The organism is Ruegeria profundi, assembly GCF_020171505.1.
Classification (GTDB): Bacteria; Pseudomonadota; Alphaproteobacteria; order Rhodobacterales; family Rhodobacteraceae; genus Ruegeria; species Ruegeria profundi.
The window spans coordinates 641,210-655,384 of sequence record NZ_JAIUZS010000003.1 but is presented as its reverse complement, the minus strand read 5'-3'; the positions used below and the strand labels follow the sequence as shown (position 1 = coordinate 655,384).

13 protein-coding genes and 2 tRNA genes are annotated in these 14,175 nt (G+C 57.0%); 10 read left to right on the top strand and 5 right to left on the bottom strand.

Annotated features, from left to right (window positions below; all coding sequences use genetic code 11):
- Positions 1-32: 32 nt before the first annotated feature.
- Positions 33-1,463 carry a Glu/Leu/Phe/Val family dehydrogenase gene (locus LCM21_RS09145; RefSeq protein WP_224890322.1) on the bottom strand — a complete coding sequence of 477 codons (1,431 nt, stop codon included), beginning with the start codon at positions 1,461-1,463 and terminating at the stop codon, positions 33-35.
- Between the two features lie 327 nt (positions 1,464-1,790).
- Between LCM21_RS09145 and LCM21_RS09140 the strand changes: the two genes are divergently transcribed.
- The 3 genes from LCM21_RS09140 to LCM21_RS09130 are packed head-to-tail and all read left to right on the top strand — an operon-like array spanning position 1,791 to position 4,607.
- Positions 1,791-3,491, top strand: a complete 1,701-nt coding sequence (locus LCM21_RS09140) for a pilus assembly protein (protein WP_224890321.1) — start codon at positions 1,791-1,793, stop codon at positions 3,489-3,491.
- Positions 3,488-4,018 carry a TadE/TadG family type IV pilus assembly protein gene (locus LCM21_RS09135; RefSeq protein WP_224890320.1) on the top strand — a complete coding sequence of 177 codons (531 nt, stop codon included), beginning with the start codon at positions 3,488-3,490 and terminating at the stop codon, positions 4,016-4,018. Before LCM21_RS09140 ends, LCM21_RS09135 begins: the two co-directional genes overlap by 4 nt.
- Position 4,019: 1 nt before the next feature.
- Positions 4,020-4,607 (top strand): TadE/TadG family type IV pilus assembly protein, encoded by a 588-nt coding sequence (locus LCM21_RS09130; RefSeq protein ID WP_224890319.1) that lies wholly within the window; start codon positions 4,020-4,022, stop codon positions 4,605-4,607.
- Here LCM21_RS09130 and LCM21_RS09125 read toward each other — a convergent pair.
- The gene (locus LCM21_RS09125; protein WP_224890318.1) at positions 4,567-5,061 is read right to left on the bottom strand and encodes a hypothetical protein; all 495 of its coding nucleotides are present in this window, start codon (positions 5,059-5,061) and stop codon (positions 4,567-4,569) included. The genes LCM21_RS09130 and LCM21_RS09125 overlap by 41 nt on opposite strands.
- Before the next feature lie 147 nt (positions 5,062-5,208).
- Here LCM21_RS09125 and LCM21_RS09120 point away from each other — a divergent pair, with 147 nt between their 5' ends.
- A complete protein-coding gene (locus tag LCM21_RS09120) occupies positions 5,209-6,120 on the top strand; it encodes a pirin family protein (protein WP_224890317.1) in 912 nt (303 codons plus the stop codon).
- 5 nt (positions 6,121-6,125) lie between these two features.
- On the opposite strand, the gene LCM21_RS09115 is transcribed toward LCM21_RS09120, so the two are convergent.
- Positions 6,126-6,713 (bottom strand): TetR/AcrR family transcriptional regulator, encoded by a 588-nt coding sequence (locus tag LCM21_RS09115; RefSeq protein WP_224890316.1) that lies wholly within the window; start codon positions 6,711-6,713, stop codon positions 6,126-6,128.
- Positions 6,714-6,797: 84 nt separating this feature from the next.
- Here LCM21_RS09115 and LCM21_RS09110 point away from each other — a divergent pair, with 84 nt between their 5' ends.
- From LCM21_RS09110 to LCM21_RS09085, 6 genes are all read left to right on the top strand, one after another.
- Positions 6,798-7,061 (top strand): hypothetical protein, encoded by a 264-nt coding sequence (locus tag LCM21_RS09110; RefSeq protein ID WP_224890315.1) that lies wholly within the window; start codon positions 6,798-6,800, stop codon positions 7,059-7,061.
- Positions 7,062-7,188: 127 nt separating this feature from the next.
- Positions 7,189-8,475 (top strand): homoserine dehydrogenase, encoded by a 1,287-nt coding sequence (locus LCM21_RS09105; protein WP_224890314.1) that lies wholly within the window; start codon positions 7,189-7,191, stop codon positions 8,473-8,475.
- A 70-nt stretch (positions 8,476-8,545) separates the two neighbouring features.
- Positions 8,546-9,529 carry a class II fructose-bisphosphatase gene (gene glpX, locus LCM21_RS09100; protein WP_224890313.1) on the top strand — a complete coding sequence of 328 codons (984 nt, stop codon included), beginning with the start codon at positions 8,546-8,548 and terminating at the stop codon, positions 9,527-9,529.
- A 91-nt stretch (positions 9,530-9,620) separates the two neighbouring features.
- Complete coding sequence (gene recJ / locus LCM21_RS09095) at positions 9,621-11,363, top strand: single-stranded-DNA-specific exonuclease RecJ (protein ID WP_224890536.1); 1,743 nt, start codon at positions 9,621-9,623, stop codon at positions 11,361-11,363.
- Between the two features lie 98 nt (positions 11,364-11,461).
- Positions 11,462-11,536, top strand: a tRNA-Glu gene (locus tag LCM21_RS09090).
- Between the two features lie 21 nt (positions 11,537-11,557).
- Positions 11,558-11,632, top strand: a tRNA-Glu gene (locus LCM21_RS09085).
- 12 nt (positions 11,633-11,644) lie between these two features.
- Here LCM21_RS09085 and LCM21_RS09080 read toward each other — a convergent pair.
- Both LCM21_RS09080 and LCM21_RS09075 read right to left on the bottom strand, forming a co-directional pair.
- Positions 11,645-13,486: a V-type ATP synthase subunit A gene (locus tag LCM21_RS09080; RefSeq protein ID WP_224890312.1), complete on the bottom strand. Its 1,842-nt coding sequence runs from the start codon at positions 13,484-13,486 to the stop codon at positions 11,645-11,647.
- The gene (locus LCM21_RS09075) at positions 13,483-14,175 is read right to left on the bottom strand and encodes a hypothetical protein (protein ID WP_224890311.1); all 693 of its coding nucleotides are present in this window, start codon (positions 14,173-14,175) and stop codon (positions 13,483-13,485) included. Before LCM21_RS09075 ends, LCM21_RS09080 begins: the two co-directional genes overlap by 4 nt.

Below are 14,175 nucleotides of genomic sequence, written 5' to 3'. Positions count from 1 at the left end.
GGGCTTTCACCCAACCGCCACAGTCCAAAGGATCACAGCCCCTTGGCGCGATAGCTTTTCGAGACTCGGTCAATGGCCACGATATACGCCGCCGTGCGCAAATCCGCCACATCGTCGCGGTCGTGCCAAACCTCGCGCATGGACTGGTAGGCAATGCGCATTGTGTCGTCGAGACCCGACCGCACCAATTCCAGCTCATCCGCGCCCTTGAGATACTTTGCCTTGAAATCCGGAGACATCGACCATGCATCGCCAAGGTAACGGTCCAACCGTTCCAATTCGCTGACAATCAACTCGTGCCGCGCCTCTTCCTGACGGCGCTGCATGCGGCCAAACCGGATATGACTGAGGTTCTTGACCCACTCGAAATAAGACACCGTCACACCACCGGCATTCGCATACATGTCGGGGATAATAACCGTGCCCTTGTCACGCAGAATCTCATCTGCGCCTGCCGTCACTGGACCGTTGGCCGCCTCAATGATCAAAGGTGCCCTAATCCGCTCAGCGTTGGTTAGGTTGATGACACCCTCAAGCGCAGCCGGAATGAGAATATCGCATTCCGCCTCAAGAACCGTGGCTCCATCGACCGAATGTGTCGCATCGGGATAGTCCTTTACACCGCCGTGTTTCACAATCCACTGGCGGACAGCTTCGACATCGATCCCTTCGGGGTTATAAAGCGCCCCATCCCATTCGATGATGCCGACAACTCTTGATCCATCCTCTTCGCTCAGGAATTTGGCGGCGTGGTAGCCCACGTTCCCCAAGCCTTGAACGATCACGCGCTTGCCGTCCAGTTTTCCCGACAGACCTGCCTTCTGCACATCTTCGGGATGGCGAAAGAACTCGCGCAGCGCGTATTGAATACCCCGCCCTGTCGCCTCAACCCGGCCCGAGATACCACCCGCATTCAACGGCTTGCCCGTCACACAGGCCCGCGCGTTGATGTCAGTGGTGTTCATGCGTGTATACTGATCTGCCATCCAGGCCATCTCACGCTCGCTTGTGCCCATATCAGGCGCAGGAACGTTCTGAGACGGATTGATCAAGTCCCGCTTGGCCAGCTCGTAGGCAAACCGCCGCGTGATCTGCTCCAACTCGTGCTCTTCGTATTGCCTGGGGTCAATGCGCAACCCCCCTTTTGAGCCACCAAAAGGCGCTTCAACCAAAGCACATTTATAGGTCATCAGGGCCGCCAGCGCCTCAACCTCGTCCTGGTTCACGGCCATCGCGTATCGGATACCACCCTTGACCGGCTCCATATGTTCGGAATGAACCGAGCGATAACCGGTGAACGTGTGAATCTGTCCACGCAGGCGCACACCGAACCGAACGGTATAAGTGGCGTTGCAGACCCGGATTTTTTCTTCCAACCCCGGAGGCAAATCCATCAGGGACGCTGCCCTGTTGAACATAAGGTCCACACTCTCGCGAAAACTGGGTTCTTTAACGGCCGTCATTGAGTCCTCCGTGCCAGCGAACGACATGCGTTCTGACGTCTTGTCGCACCCAATGCGTTAACGATCAATAATTAAGCAGAAATAAAACCCGAAAATCAGGAAAGAAAAGCCCACTTGGCCCTGAGTCGCCGGTCCCGCACTATGCAGCCATAATTGTCGCCCATTCGAAAACAGATCCGCAGGATGCCCACAAATTATCCAGCTTTTTCAGGCAAATCGACCACGTCAGCGGGTTTTTCGCCAAAATCCCGCCACGTTTCGGCGATAATTTTCTGAAAGTTATTTTTTCCCGAGCAGTGCGGATGTCTGCTCAGCGAGGTCGTGAATATGAAAAAGCGCATATTTCAAAGTGGCGCACATAAAGTTGAGAATAACCTCTCAAAAGCGCGTCGTTTCGCCAGCATCTTCGCCAAGCAGGAAGATGGCGCCGTCTTTACACTGTTCGTGATTATCGGGCTGATCGTCATGTTTGCGACAACGGGCATCGGTGTCGACATCATGCATTTTGAGCGCGACAGAGCAAACCTTCAGGGCACGCTTGACCGTGCGGTTCTTGCGTCTGCCAACCTAAAGCAACAACAACCGCCAGCGTCAGTGGTTAAAGCCTACATGGAAAAGTCAGGTCTGACGGACAAACTTACGGGAGAGCCGGTGGTCGTCGAAGGCATCGGCTCCAGGAAGGTAAGTGCTACGGCCTCTACGGTAGTCCAAACGCACTTCATGCGGTTTTCCGGCATTGATACCCTGACGGCAAACGTTGCCAGTACGGCCGAGGAATCCGTCGGTTCTGTTGAGATTTCTTTGGTTCTGGACATGTCCGGCTCGATGAACAGGGCCTCAGCCACCGAAGGGAAAACCAAGATCGAAGTTCTGCGCAAGGCGGCCAAGACCTTCGTGACCGAGATGTATTCGAAGGAAAACCCTGACAAAATCTCGATCTCAATCATCCCCTACGCCACGCAGGTGAACGCTGGTGAGGATATACTGGGCAAGTTTACCAACGTCACGTCGGAACATAGTTACTCGCACTGCGTGAATTTCAGCGGGTCAGATTTTCGACAGGCAACTTTGGATCCGACGTTGTCGTATCAGCGGACGGCCCATTTCGATCGTTACAGACCGTCAAGTGGAAATCCATGGGAAGAAAACCGCTATCCCACTTGCCCGACACGTCCCGGCAGCGAAATCACCGCACATACAAACGTCGTCGCCGATCTGCATGCGCGTATCGACGACCTGACTGCTTTCGGCAATACCTCGATCGATATCGGCGTGAAATGGGGTATGGCGCTGCTGGACCCTGAATTCCAGGGCATCATCAACCAGTTGTCGAAAGAAACGGTAAGCCCGTCTTCGACAAAAACAATTGTTCCAGCGACCTTCAAAGATCGCCCCAAGAACTATGAGGATGATGTTCAGAAGATCCTGATCGTCTTTACCGATGGCGAAAACACGTCACAGTACAGGCTCAAAAGCTCTTTGCGCGAAGGGAATTCGGATGTGTGGTTCAACGCTGACTACGTTCACTGGGACGGCAAGAAGGGCGAATACAGCGTACGGATATCTGATCCGGGCGACCCGCCGCGTTACTACTGGACGCGTCAGAGAAAATACGAAGACCACCGCTACGGCGACAAGGATTCGCAAGCTGGTGATCCCATTCGCCTGACCTACCCGCAATTGTTCAACCGCGTTTCGCTGCGCTGGAACGCTGAATACAACTATGCTTGGCAAGACAATAACATCAGAAATCATTACAACCGAGCGTATAACTCTATCGGTTCGTCGACCAAAAACACACGGACATCCGATATTTGCGCCGCTGCCAAGAATAAAGGCGTGATCGTATACGGAATCGCGTTCGAGGCACCTCCGGTCGGGGTGACCACGATCGAAGACTGCGCCAGCAAACCCAGCACGGTATACAAGGTCAACAGCGATGGAACGCTCGGCTCCAACAACTTGACCCTTGAAGAAGTGTTCGAATCGATCGCGGCATCGATCAAACGTTTGAAGTTGACCCAATGACACGCCGAGCTTGGGATAACATACTCCGCTTCCGCCGCTCGGAAGAGGGCAGTCTGGTGGTTGAATTCGTCATTCTGTTCCCATTGTATCTAGCCTTCATTTTATGTGCGGTGGAGTACGCGTTGGTAACGGTCAAACAGTCGATGCTTGAACGGTCTGTTGACCTGGTCGTTCGGGATATCCGGCTTGGAACCGGGTCAGGGCCGACCCATGACCAAATCAAAGAGGCGATCTGTGAACAGACTTTGGTCATCGATGATTGCAGTAACAACTTGCAGTTAGAGATGATCCGTCAGAGCGCATTTACCGGCGTCACGCTTCCAGCGGAACCGGACTGCACAGACCGGTCGGAAGAGGCTAAACCCGTCCGTGAATTCACGAATGGCCCGCCGAATGAACTTATGATCCTGCGTGCTTGCGCAATCGTCGATCCGGTTTTTCCGACGTCATCAATGGGCCGTGCCTTGCAAAATGATGACGGTCTGATCGCACTTACAGCAACCACTGCTTTCGTTCAGGAGCCTTGATATGTTGCGTGTTTTCTTGAATACCCGTCAATTCCTAGGCAGATGGCTACGGCGTGAAAATGGTGCCCTCACTGTGGAAGCTCTGTTGATATTCCCTTTGTTTGTATACACCGTCTCGCTTACTTATACTTTCTACGACGGGTTTCGCCAAAGCACAGCAAATCTGAAGGCGGCTTACACGGTCAGTGATCTGATTTCGCGCGAAAAAGATGGAATAAACGACACGTACGTATCCTCCATGCACCTATTGATGCAACGAATGGTGAATAACGAATCCGAAATGAGAATGCGCCTGTCTTTCATTAGGTACAAAGAGGATGAAGACCGTTTGGTCGTTGACTGGTCGACAAGCTGTGGATTCGCAGAAACCTGGACCAACGTTAATATAGAAGCCTTGCGAGACCGCCTTCCGCCGCTGTCAGATCTGGAGCCTTTGATCATTGTCGAGACAGTAAACAACTATGAGTGGACGATCAAACCGCCGTGGATGAATACGGACTATAGATTTGAGAATTTCATCTTCACCCGACCGCGCATCGCCGACCAGATTACCGCGGATAATCTTTCTGAACAGGGCTGTACTGCGTAATCAGGGCTGTCAGTACTTCGGATACAAACTTGGTTTCGGCGGCCGTTGTCATTCCGCCGACGCCAACACGGCGCCCCAAACGCCACCACAGGCCAGGATCCCAACTGTTTTCTGCGCTATTTCGTGTTTTTAGCAGAAACCCGTTTGACGGTTTGAACGCGAAAACGCCCCTGTCGACGGCTTCGATATCCTCTACTTTCGCAATGAGGCGCCCTGTCCCGGTTCGAAGCTCGGTCTCTGTCAATTCAATCGAATCAGAGGTCGCTTGCCACATGCGGTATGCCAGCCAGAACGTTCCCGTCCCTACTGCAATGAGGAAAATCAGCCACATCGGCTCAGGCGGTCGTGTAACGGCCACGAACAGGACCAATCCGCCGACAATACTAAGCATGCCAACACCCAGCCAGCGTCTTGCAGGTGAAGGTTTAATAGTGGCCAGTACGTCTTGTTGCATGTGAACCCCTGCGATTTTTCCGAGGGTTTAGCCGCTTTGATCCGGAAATGACAGAGGGGCAGATTCCCGCACAGTGACCGTTTATTTCTGCTGATTGACCCTCATCATGCTTATCTTACATGCATGCGAAAGCTATTGGAGGCCACAATGTCCCTACGACCAGTTTTGGAAACCCGCAAAGCCACCCCCGCACTTGAGGGCGCAGGCGTCAAGCTGCACCGTGCTTTCGGGTTTCATGACCCGTCAGAGCTTGACCCGTTTTTGCTGTTTGACGACTTTCGGAACGAGCGGCCGCGTGATTATCAGGCCGGTTTCCCCTGGCACCCGCATCGCGGGATTGAGACGATCACATATGTGCTTGCAGGCGAGGTCGAGCATTCGGATTCGCTGGGCAACAGCGGGACACTCGGCGCAGGTGACGTTCAATGGATGACTGCCGGATCCGGAATCCTGCACCAAGAGATGCCAACAGGTAACGCCACCGGTCAGATGCACGGGTTCCAGCTGTGGGGCAACTTGCCTTCGGCGCAGAAAATGACGGCACCGCGCTATCAGGATGTGCAAAGCAAAGAAATCCCCGAAATTACCGATGATGACGGAACAACTGTTCGCGTAATTGTGGGCGAATTCTGGGGCAAGACCGGCCCTGTCGACGGGATTGCCGCCGATCCGCAATATCTGGACGTTCGCGTTCCGGCGGGCGTCAAGAAGACCTTTCAAATAGACACCTATCGTCGCGCTTTTGCCTATATCTTTGAAGGTCAGGCCGCTTTTGCAGACGCCTCGCAACCCACCGGGGTCCTTCTGGAAAAAGAAGTTGCGGGGCAAGAGGTGAACATCCGTGACATGTCCGGCGACAGAACGCTTGTCCGGTTTGGCACCGGGGATGAGATAACCGTGCAGGCCGGGCCTGAAGGCGTGCGGTTCCTGCTGATCTCAGGCGCGCCAATTGCCGAACCTGTCGCCTGGCACGGTCCGATCGTCATGAACACGCGGGCAGAGCTTGAAAAAGCCTTCCGCGAGTTGCGGAACGGAACCTTCATCCAGCCGGCACACTAGGTCTTTCAGGCCGAGACCGAGCGGCGGACCATATCCCAATAATTCTGCTCAACCTCGTCCAGAGACAAACGACCACCGGCGCGATACCAGGTCATCACCCCGTTCAGCATGGCAATAACGGCAAGGGTGGCGACCTTGGTATCCGCAATATCGAACAGACCGGCCCCCTGCCCTTGGCGCAGGATGGCCTCCAACGCGTCTTCGTATTTACGGCGCAAGGCTTCGATTTTCGAAAAGTTCTCGGGCGTGAGATTGCGCAGTTCCATATAGGCGATGAATACTTCATCCGGGCGCTCAAGATGGAACCGGATGTGGAACCTTACGAACTGGTGTAACGCCTCAAAGGCATTTTCAGGCTGCGCAAGTTCGCCGTAAGCTGACAAAAGCTCTTGCATGTGCTCATGCATCAGGTGGAACAGAAGGCTTTGCTTATCCGGCGTGTAGTTGTACAGCGCCCCGGCCTGCACCCCGACCTCGGCCGCGATCTGGCGCATGGATACCGCCGCATAACCGTGGCGGGCGAACAATCCCAACGCCGCTTTTCGGATACGCGGGCCGGTAATATCGGAATGTGAACCTTGAGTGCGTGCCATCACCTCACAGTATCTGAACGCATGTTCAAATAGAAGCCCGCTTGAACCAGCGCGACAAAAGGTGCATCACGGTTAGGATCGACCTTGAAAGGGTTCCGTATGAAGCGTCTGCCGTTGCTGATCTTGGTGTTGATTTGCGCTGGCTGCGCAGATTTCCCCGAGCTGGAAGGAAGCGAACCACCCGAGCTCAGATCGGCCCGCTATCCCAAGCTTATTCCCCTGCAAGAGGCACTTGGACCCCCGGTTGAACCAGCGAACGAAGCGGCAGAGGTAGAAGAAGATTTGAAGGCGCGGCGCGAAGCGCTTGAGAAAAAGTCGCAGGACCTCCAAAACACTGAAATCAACTGACCCCTTGGGATTCACCCCAGTTCGGACCGCGACGCATTGCACCCTAGCGTCGAACCCGATAAGGCAGCGCTGAACGGGCGATAGGCCCGGTGCAACGGAAATTTTCGAGCGGAAAGGAACCCACGGGATGACACAGGCGCTGCGGCTGGGAATTGCGGGCTTGGGAACAGTTGGCGTGGGTGTCGTGAAGATCATCCGCCGCCATGCGGACCTACTGCAGGCGCGTACTGGTCGGCCTATCGAAATCACTGCCGTTTCCGCACGTGATGCGAAAAAGGACCGCGGTGTAAACCTGTCAGACTATGCGTGGGAGTCAGACCCCGTAGCGCTTGCCAAACGCGATGATATCGACGTTTTCGTGGAATTGATTGGTGGCGAGAATGGCCCGGCCAAAGCCTCGGTCGAGGCAGCACTGGCCAGCGGCAAGGATGTAGTCACCGCCAACAAGGCGTTGCTGGCGATCCACGGTCAGGAATTGGCCGAAAAGGCCGAGGCCGCAGGCCGCGTGATCCGGTTCGAAGCAGCCGTTGCAGGGGGCATTCCGGTCATCAAATCCCTGACCGAAGGGCTGGCCGGAAACGAGATCAAGCGCGTCATGGGCGTGATGAACGGAACCTGCAATTACATCCTGACCCGGATGCAGTCACAGGAACTGGGCTATAACGCTCTGTTCGAAGAATGCGCCGAGTTGGGATACCTTGAGGCTGACCCAAACCTTGACGTCGGCGGCATTGATGCGGCGCATAAGCTGGCGCTTCTGTCTTCGATCGCGTTTGGGACCAAACCGAACTTTGACGGCATTCAGATCGAAGGCATTCAGCAGATCAGCCTGGAAGACATCCATCAGGCAGACGATATGGGATATCGCATCAAGCTGCTGGGTGTCGCCCAGCGATCGGCCCGCGGTCTGGAACAGCGGATGCAACCCTGTCTGGTGCCCAGCACATCGGCCCTGGGGCAACTGGAAGGCGGCACAAATATGGTCGTGATCGAAGGCGATTCCGTCGAACAGGTCGTTCTGCGCGGCCCCGGCGCCGGTGAAGGACCCACCGCCAGCGCCGTCATGGGCGATGTGTGCGATCTGGCGCGCGGATTGCAAATTCCGACCTTTGGCCGCCCCGCAACCTCGTTGCAGGATGCGCAGGCCGCAGTGACCGGACTGCCCGCCCCCTATTATGTACGCCTTGCATTGTTCGACAAACCCGGCGCGCTGGCCAAAGTGGCGGCCATTCTGGGGGATGCAGGTGTCTCAATCGATCGGATGCGCCAGTACGGTCATTCCGAGAGCACAGCCCCGGTCCTGATCGTCACCCACAAAACCACACGGGCGACGTTGGATATCGCGCTGGAAGGCTTCCGCAATGCCGATGTGGTGGCAGACGAACCCGTCGCCTTGCGCATCGAAGAGGTTTGACACTTGCGGTAAACCTAAAACGCGGGCTATGCCGAGATAAAAACCGAAAGTGACCTGAGGATAGTGAAAAATGAGTGCTGCCAAGATTGATTTCAACGACCGCCTGCTGTCTTTGGGCCTGGCGCGTGTCGCAGAGCAGGCCGCGCTTGCCTCGGCCTCGCTGGTTGGACGAGGCGATGAAAAAGCGGCGGATCAGGCCGCCGTGAACGCCATGCGCGAACAGTTGAACCTGTTGGACATCGCGGGTGTCGTGGTCATCGGCGAAGGCGAGCGTGACGAGGCACCGATGCTCTATATCGGTGAAGAGGTTGGCACAGGCAATGGCCCCGGTGTGGACATCGCGCTGGACCCGCTTGAAGGCACAACCCTGACCGCCAAGGATATGCCTAACGCGCTGACCGTCATTGCCATGGGCCCGCGCGGATCGATGCTGCACGCCCCTGACGTTTACATGGATAAGCTGGCGATTGGCCCGGGCTTTCCCGAGGGGGTCGTGACCCTCGACATGACCCCGCGTGAACGTGTTGAGGCTCTGGCCAAGGCCAAAGGGTGTAAACCGTCTGACATTACCGTCTGTATCCTGGAACGCCCACGTCACGATGCGATGATCGCCGAGGTGCGCGAAACCGGGGCGTCAATACGTCTGATCACCGACGGAGACGTCGCCGGAGTGATGCACTGTGCTGAAAGCGAAGTGACCGGTATCGACATGTACATGGGCCAAGGCGGCGCGCCCGAGGGTGTGTTGGCCGCAGCCGCGCTGAAATGCATGGGCGGTCAAATTTTTGGACGCCTGTTGTTCCGCAACGATGACGAACGCAGCCGCGCCGCCAAGGCTGGCATCACCGATCTGGACCGCGTGTATGCCCGCGATGAGATGGTTACCGCTGACGTGATCTTTGCCGCAACCGGCGTGACCGGTGGTTCGCTGCTGCCGCGCATCAAGCGCGAGCCCGGCTGGGTTGAAACCACCACTCTGCTGATGCGGTCGAAAACCGGCTCGGTCCGTCGCATGTCGTACCGCACACCGATGTGGTCGCACGACAACGCCTAACCGCTTGCGCCTGAACCGCGCGCGAGGGTATCCATACACACAACGAGGCCGGGTCCGAGAGGGTCCGGCCTTGGCACATGAAAGGCAGGGCATGAGCTTTTTAGGGGTTGAGCAGTCATTGACCGGACGGCGTTGGGTTGGACCGTCGGCAGAAACCGAGCGGGCCACTGAAATGCTGATCCAACAGGCGGGCTTGCCCCGCGCAGTCTGTCAGGTGCTGGCGCGACGCGGCGTTCCCGCCATGGAAGCACCGGGGTTTCTTGAACCCAAGTTGAAGGAGCTGCTGCCCGATCCGCGATCCATGAAGGACATGGAAAAAGCAGCGACCCGCTTCCTCGCGGCAGTCAGGACCAAACAGCGGATCGCGGTGTTTGCAGATTATGACGTGGATGGCGGTAGCTCTGCGGCTTTGCTTCTGGTCTGGCTGCGTCAGATGGGGCTACAAGCGACCCTGTACGTGCCAGACAGGATTGATGAGGGTTATGGCCCCAACGTTCCTGCGATGCAGGAATTGGCCACGGCGCATGATCTCATTCTCTGCGTCGATTGCGGCACCTTGAGCCACGAACCGATAGCAGCTGCCAAAGGCGCGGACGTGATCGTTCTGGACCACCATCTGGGCGGTGAGACCTTGCCGGACTGTGTCGCCGTGGTAAACCCGAACCGGCAGGATGAAAGCGGCGATTTGAGCTATCTCTGCGCCGCGAGTGTCGTCTTTCTGATGCTGGTTGAGGCGGGGCGCCAGCTGCGTGAGGCAGGTGCAAAAGGGCCGGACCTGCTTGGGTTGTTAGATCTTGTAGCACTTGCAACCGTGGCAGATGTGGCCCCTCTGATCGGGGCAAACCGTGCACTGGTACGGCAGGGGCTGAAAGTCATGGCGCAAAGGCAGAGGCCGGGTTTGGTGGCGCTGTCGGATGTGGCCCGCATGGATTCAGCGCCCAACAGCTATCACCTTGGGTTCCTGCTTGGCCCTCGTGTCAACGCAGGCGGGCGGATTGGGCAGGCTGATCTGGGCGCGCGGTTGCTCAGCACCGACTCGATACACGAGGCCGAGGCTCTCTCGCAGCGCTTGGATCAATTGAACACCGAACGCCGCGACATCGAAACCGCCGTGCGTGCGGCAGCTTTGGAGCAAGCCGAAGAACGGGGTCTGGATGCGCCGCTGGTATGGGCGGCAGGCGATGGCTGGCATCCCGGAGTGGTTGGCATCGTGGCATCGCGCCTCAAGGAGAATGCGAACCGCCCTGCGATTGTCATCGGTTTTGACGGGGAAGAGGGCAAAGGCTCGGGCCGATCCGTCTCCGGCGTTGATCTAGGTGCTTCGATACAGCGTCTGGCGGCCGAGGGGTTACTGGTCAAAGGCGGCGGTCACAAGATGGCAGCGGGTCTGACCGTGATGCGCGATCAATTGGAACCCGCTATGGCACGGTTGAGCGAACTGCTGGCCAAACAGGGCGCGGGCGAAGGCGGCCCCGCCGACCTGAAACTGGACGGCACGCTGATGCCGGGCGCAGCCACAATCGACCTGATCGAACAGATTGAAAAGGCCGGGCCGTTTGGGGCCAGCGCCCCTGCCCCACGATACGCGCTGCCTGACCTGCAAGTTCGGTTTGCCAAGCGCGTCGGCGAATCTCATCTGAAACTGTCGTTATCAGACGGTGTCGGCGGCGGAATGGACGCTATTGCCTTTGGTGCATTTGATGGCCCGATGGGTGAGAAGTTGTCAAATCATGGCGGCGCGCGGTTCCATTTCGCCGGACGGCTGGAGGTGAATACCTGGGGCGGGCGGCAGACGGTTCAACTCCGGCTTGAAGACGCGGCACAGGCGCATTGATCAAGTTGTTCGGCGCGGCAAAAAACTTTCACAACCTTGCGTTTTTCGGCTTGCGGGGGTCACGGTGAAACCGTAAAAGGCGCTCCACAAGCCAGCGTGGCCCGTTCGTCTATCGGTTAGGACGCCAGGTTTTCAACCTGGAAAGAGGGGTTCGATTCCCCTACGGGCTGCCATTTGGCTAAAATGACTCAAGTGGCCCGTTCGTCTATCGGTTAGGACGCCAGGTTTTCAACCTGGAAAGAGGGGTTCGATTCCCCTACGGGCTGCCATTTGATTTCCTCTCAAATGCCGAATTTGTCGCCACACAGACCCTGGATCTGTTGCCAAACCGATTTGAACTCGGGCGTGTTTTCTGCAGCATAGTGGAAGTTTTTCATCAACCCGGTGAGCTGCGTGAATACCTGCCGCACCTCGGTCTTGTCGGCAAAGGCGGCTGTGGATTGCGTCACGTCATACACCAGCTTGAATGTCATTTTCTGGCGCTCAAGCGGGACGGTTGCATCCACCTTGTCGAAGGCATCCTGCTGTAGATAAACCATATCCACGAACAGCGCTTTTTGCTGCGTTACAAAATCTTCGGTGGTGACGCCTTCTTCGCCAGTGACCTGCATCATCTGGTCAACCTGCTCGCCCTTTTCGATCAGCTCAAGCAGATCGCGGACCTTTCCGGTCCAGCCCGGCTCGGCGTTTTTATCGTACCAATCGGACAACTGATCCGTGTAGCGCGACCAGCTGAGCATCGGATCGACCGCCGGATAGAACCGTTTGTACGCCCGTTCCGAGGACAGGCCGAGGAAACATTTGACCGTGGACAATGTCGATTGAGTCACCGGTTCGTCAAAGTTGCCGCCAGCGGGCGAAACTGTGCCAATCAACGTCAGGCTCCCCAAATCACCGTCATTGGTTTTCACCGCGCCGGCGCGTTCATAAAGACCTTTGATCGAGCTTTCCAGATAGGCCGGGAACCCCTCTTCACCCGGTATCTCTTCTAACTTGCCCGAGGTTTCGCGCATCGCTTGCGCCCATCGGCTTGTGCTGTCGGCAATCAACAGCACGTCATAGCCCATCTGACGGTAGTATTCGCCCAGCGTGATGCCGGTGAAGATCGACGCCTCGCGGGCAGCGACGGGCATCGATGACGTGTTGCAGATGATGATCGTCCGGTCCATGAGGCTACCGCCTGTGGTGGGATCGGTCATCTTGGGAAATTCCGATATCGTTTCAACAACTTCCCCTGCCCTTTCGCCGCAGGCCACGACAATCACGATATCCACCTTGGCATTCCGCGCGATCAGGTTTTGCAGAACCGTCTTTCCCGCCCCGAACGGTCCCGGAATACAGGCCGTTCCCCCGCGTGCGATCGGAAAGAACGTGTCAATCAAACGCTGAGAGGTCAGGACCGGTTCGGTTGGATACAACCGTTCTGACAGCGAGCGTTTCAGGATGCTTTCCGGCAGAGGCCGCCGCACCGGCCATTTCTGCGAAAGGGTCAACGTGTGCTCTCCGCGCTGCTCATCTTCAAGCCGGGCGACGATATCGTGAATCGTGGCGGCACCCTTTTGAACCCAAACCACTTTGTAATCGCCGACCCAGTTGAAGGGCAGCATGATCTTGTGGTTGAAATGTCCTTCGGGAACCGTGCCGATACTGTCGCCGGCGGTCACCATGTCACCCACTTTCACTGCTGGCGTAAACGACCACTTTGCCTGATCGTCCAGCGGTGCCACATCCGCCCCGCGCGGCAGGAACGTACCAAACTCTGCGGCCACTTTGGGCAGTGGCGATTGCAGCCCGTCGAACACCTGCCCAAGAAGGCCCGGACCCAGTTCCACTGAAAGCAATTGCCCTGACTGTTCTACGGGGTCGCCCACGGCCACGCCATCTGTGCTCTCATATACCTGCACATCCGCCGTATCACCGCGCACGCGCAGGACCTCGGCTTTCAACCTCTCTTGCCGGTTGCCGGGGCCAGGGCGCGTGGGCAGGATGTAGACGACTTCGTTTTTGACCAGCTGCCCCGGCTGCCCTGACGCGTCTTGATTGGCCTGAATCTCTACCAACCCCTCCTGAACCGAGACGACGCGGGCGGTGGCGGTCTGCGTGGATTTCGTTGGGGCTGTCATGCGGTTGCTCCATCAAAGTCGATCTCGGCTGCGCCGGCCATCGCCTGCTGCGCCAGATGTTCAAATCTCTTGGCCGCGTCCTGTGCGTTGCTTTGCGCCCAGCGGTCAAAAATGTTCCAGATCAGCACGTAAATCGCCACTGCTTCGAAATCGAAATAATGGCGGGCGGCATGCCGCTTTAGCTGCCTGTGGCTCACGGACAAAAGCAACCGCTCAAGCCCTAAAGGATCTTTGGCATCAAGCAACTGCTTGGCCTCTTTCATCCACGGCATCGGTCCGTCCAGCTTGAAAGTCGGATCGCTCCAATTGGCGGTAATGTGGCGGCTCCAACGCCCGAGGCCAAACGACCCTGACGGTGGACTTCCACCCTGATGACGCAGGCGCAAAGCGGCAACCGCTGTGCGCAGATCCATTCGCTCAGTGAATACGTCGCGCAATGTCGGTTGCGGGATATCACGCATCGCATCTTTGCAGCGTTGAATTGCCTGCGAATCCGTGACGTCCATGTCATAGTCGCTCCAGTTCAGAGCGTGTTCCAGCACCTTTAAAACGCGCGCATCCTCTGGCGTCAGCGCCGTCAGGCGCCGCTCTAACCGCAGCCGCGACAGGGGCGGCTGCTTGGCAATGAACAACCGCTCCGAGCCCGGCAAACTGCTGATCAGCGCGATATAGGCGTCGCGGTCGGACAT

What these genes read in the sequence shown, in the direction of transcription:
- LCM21_RS09145 (WP_224890322.1), bottom strand. Translation starts at nt 1,463, where the DNA reads ATGACGGCCGTTAAAGAACCCAGTTTTCGCGAGAGTGTGGACCTTATG.
- LCM21_RS09140 (WP_224890321.1), top strand. Translation starts at nt 1,791, where the DNA reads ATGAAAAAGCGCATATTTCAAAGTGGCGCACATAAAGTTGAGAATAAC.
- LCM21_RS09135 (WP_224890320.1), top strand. Translation starts at nt 3,488, where the DNA reads ATGACACGCCGAGCTTGGGATAACATACTCCGCTTCCGCCGCTCGGAA.
- LCM21_RS09130 (WP_224890319.1), top strand. Translation starts at nt 4,020, where the DNA reads ATGTTGCGTGTTTTCTTGAATACCCGTCAATTCCTAGGCAGATGGCTA.
- LCM21_RS09125 (WP_224890318.1), bottom strand. Translation starts at nt 5,061, where the DNA reads ATGCAACAAGACGTACTGGCCACTATTAAACCTTCACCTGCAAGACGC.
- LCM21_RS09120 (WP_224890317.1), top strand. Translation starts at nt 5,209, where the DNA reads ATGTCCCTACGACCAGTTTTGGAAACCCGCAAAGCCACCCCCGCACTT.
- LCM21_RS09115 (WP_224890316.1), bottom strand. Translation starts at nt 6,713, where the DNA reads ATGGCACGCACTCAAGGTTCACATTCCGATATTACCGGCCCGCGTATC.
- LCM21_RS09105 (WP_224890314.1), top strand. Translation starts at nt 7,189, where the DNA reads ATGACACAGGCGCTGCGGCTGGGAATTGCGGGCTTGGGAACAGTTGGC.
- glpX (WP_224890313.1), top strand. Translation starts at nt 8,546, where the DNA reads ATGAGTGCTGCCAAGATTGATTTCAACGACCGCCTGCTGTCTTTGGGC.
- recJ (WP_224890536.1), top strand. Translation starts at nt 9,621, where the DNA reads ATGAGCTTTTTAGGGGTTGAGCAGTCATTGACCGGACGGCGTTGGGTT.
- LCM21_RS09080 (WP_224890312.1), bottom strand. Translation starts at nt 13,486, where the DNA reads ATGACAGCCCCAACGAAATCCACGCAGACCGCCACCGCCCGCGTCGTC.
- LCM21_RS09075 (WP_224890311.1), bottom strand. Translation starts at nt 14,175, where the DNA reads ATGTCCGACCGCGACGCCTATATCGCGCTGATCAGCAGTTTGCCGGGC.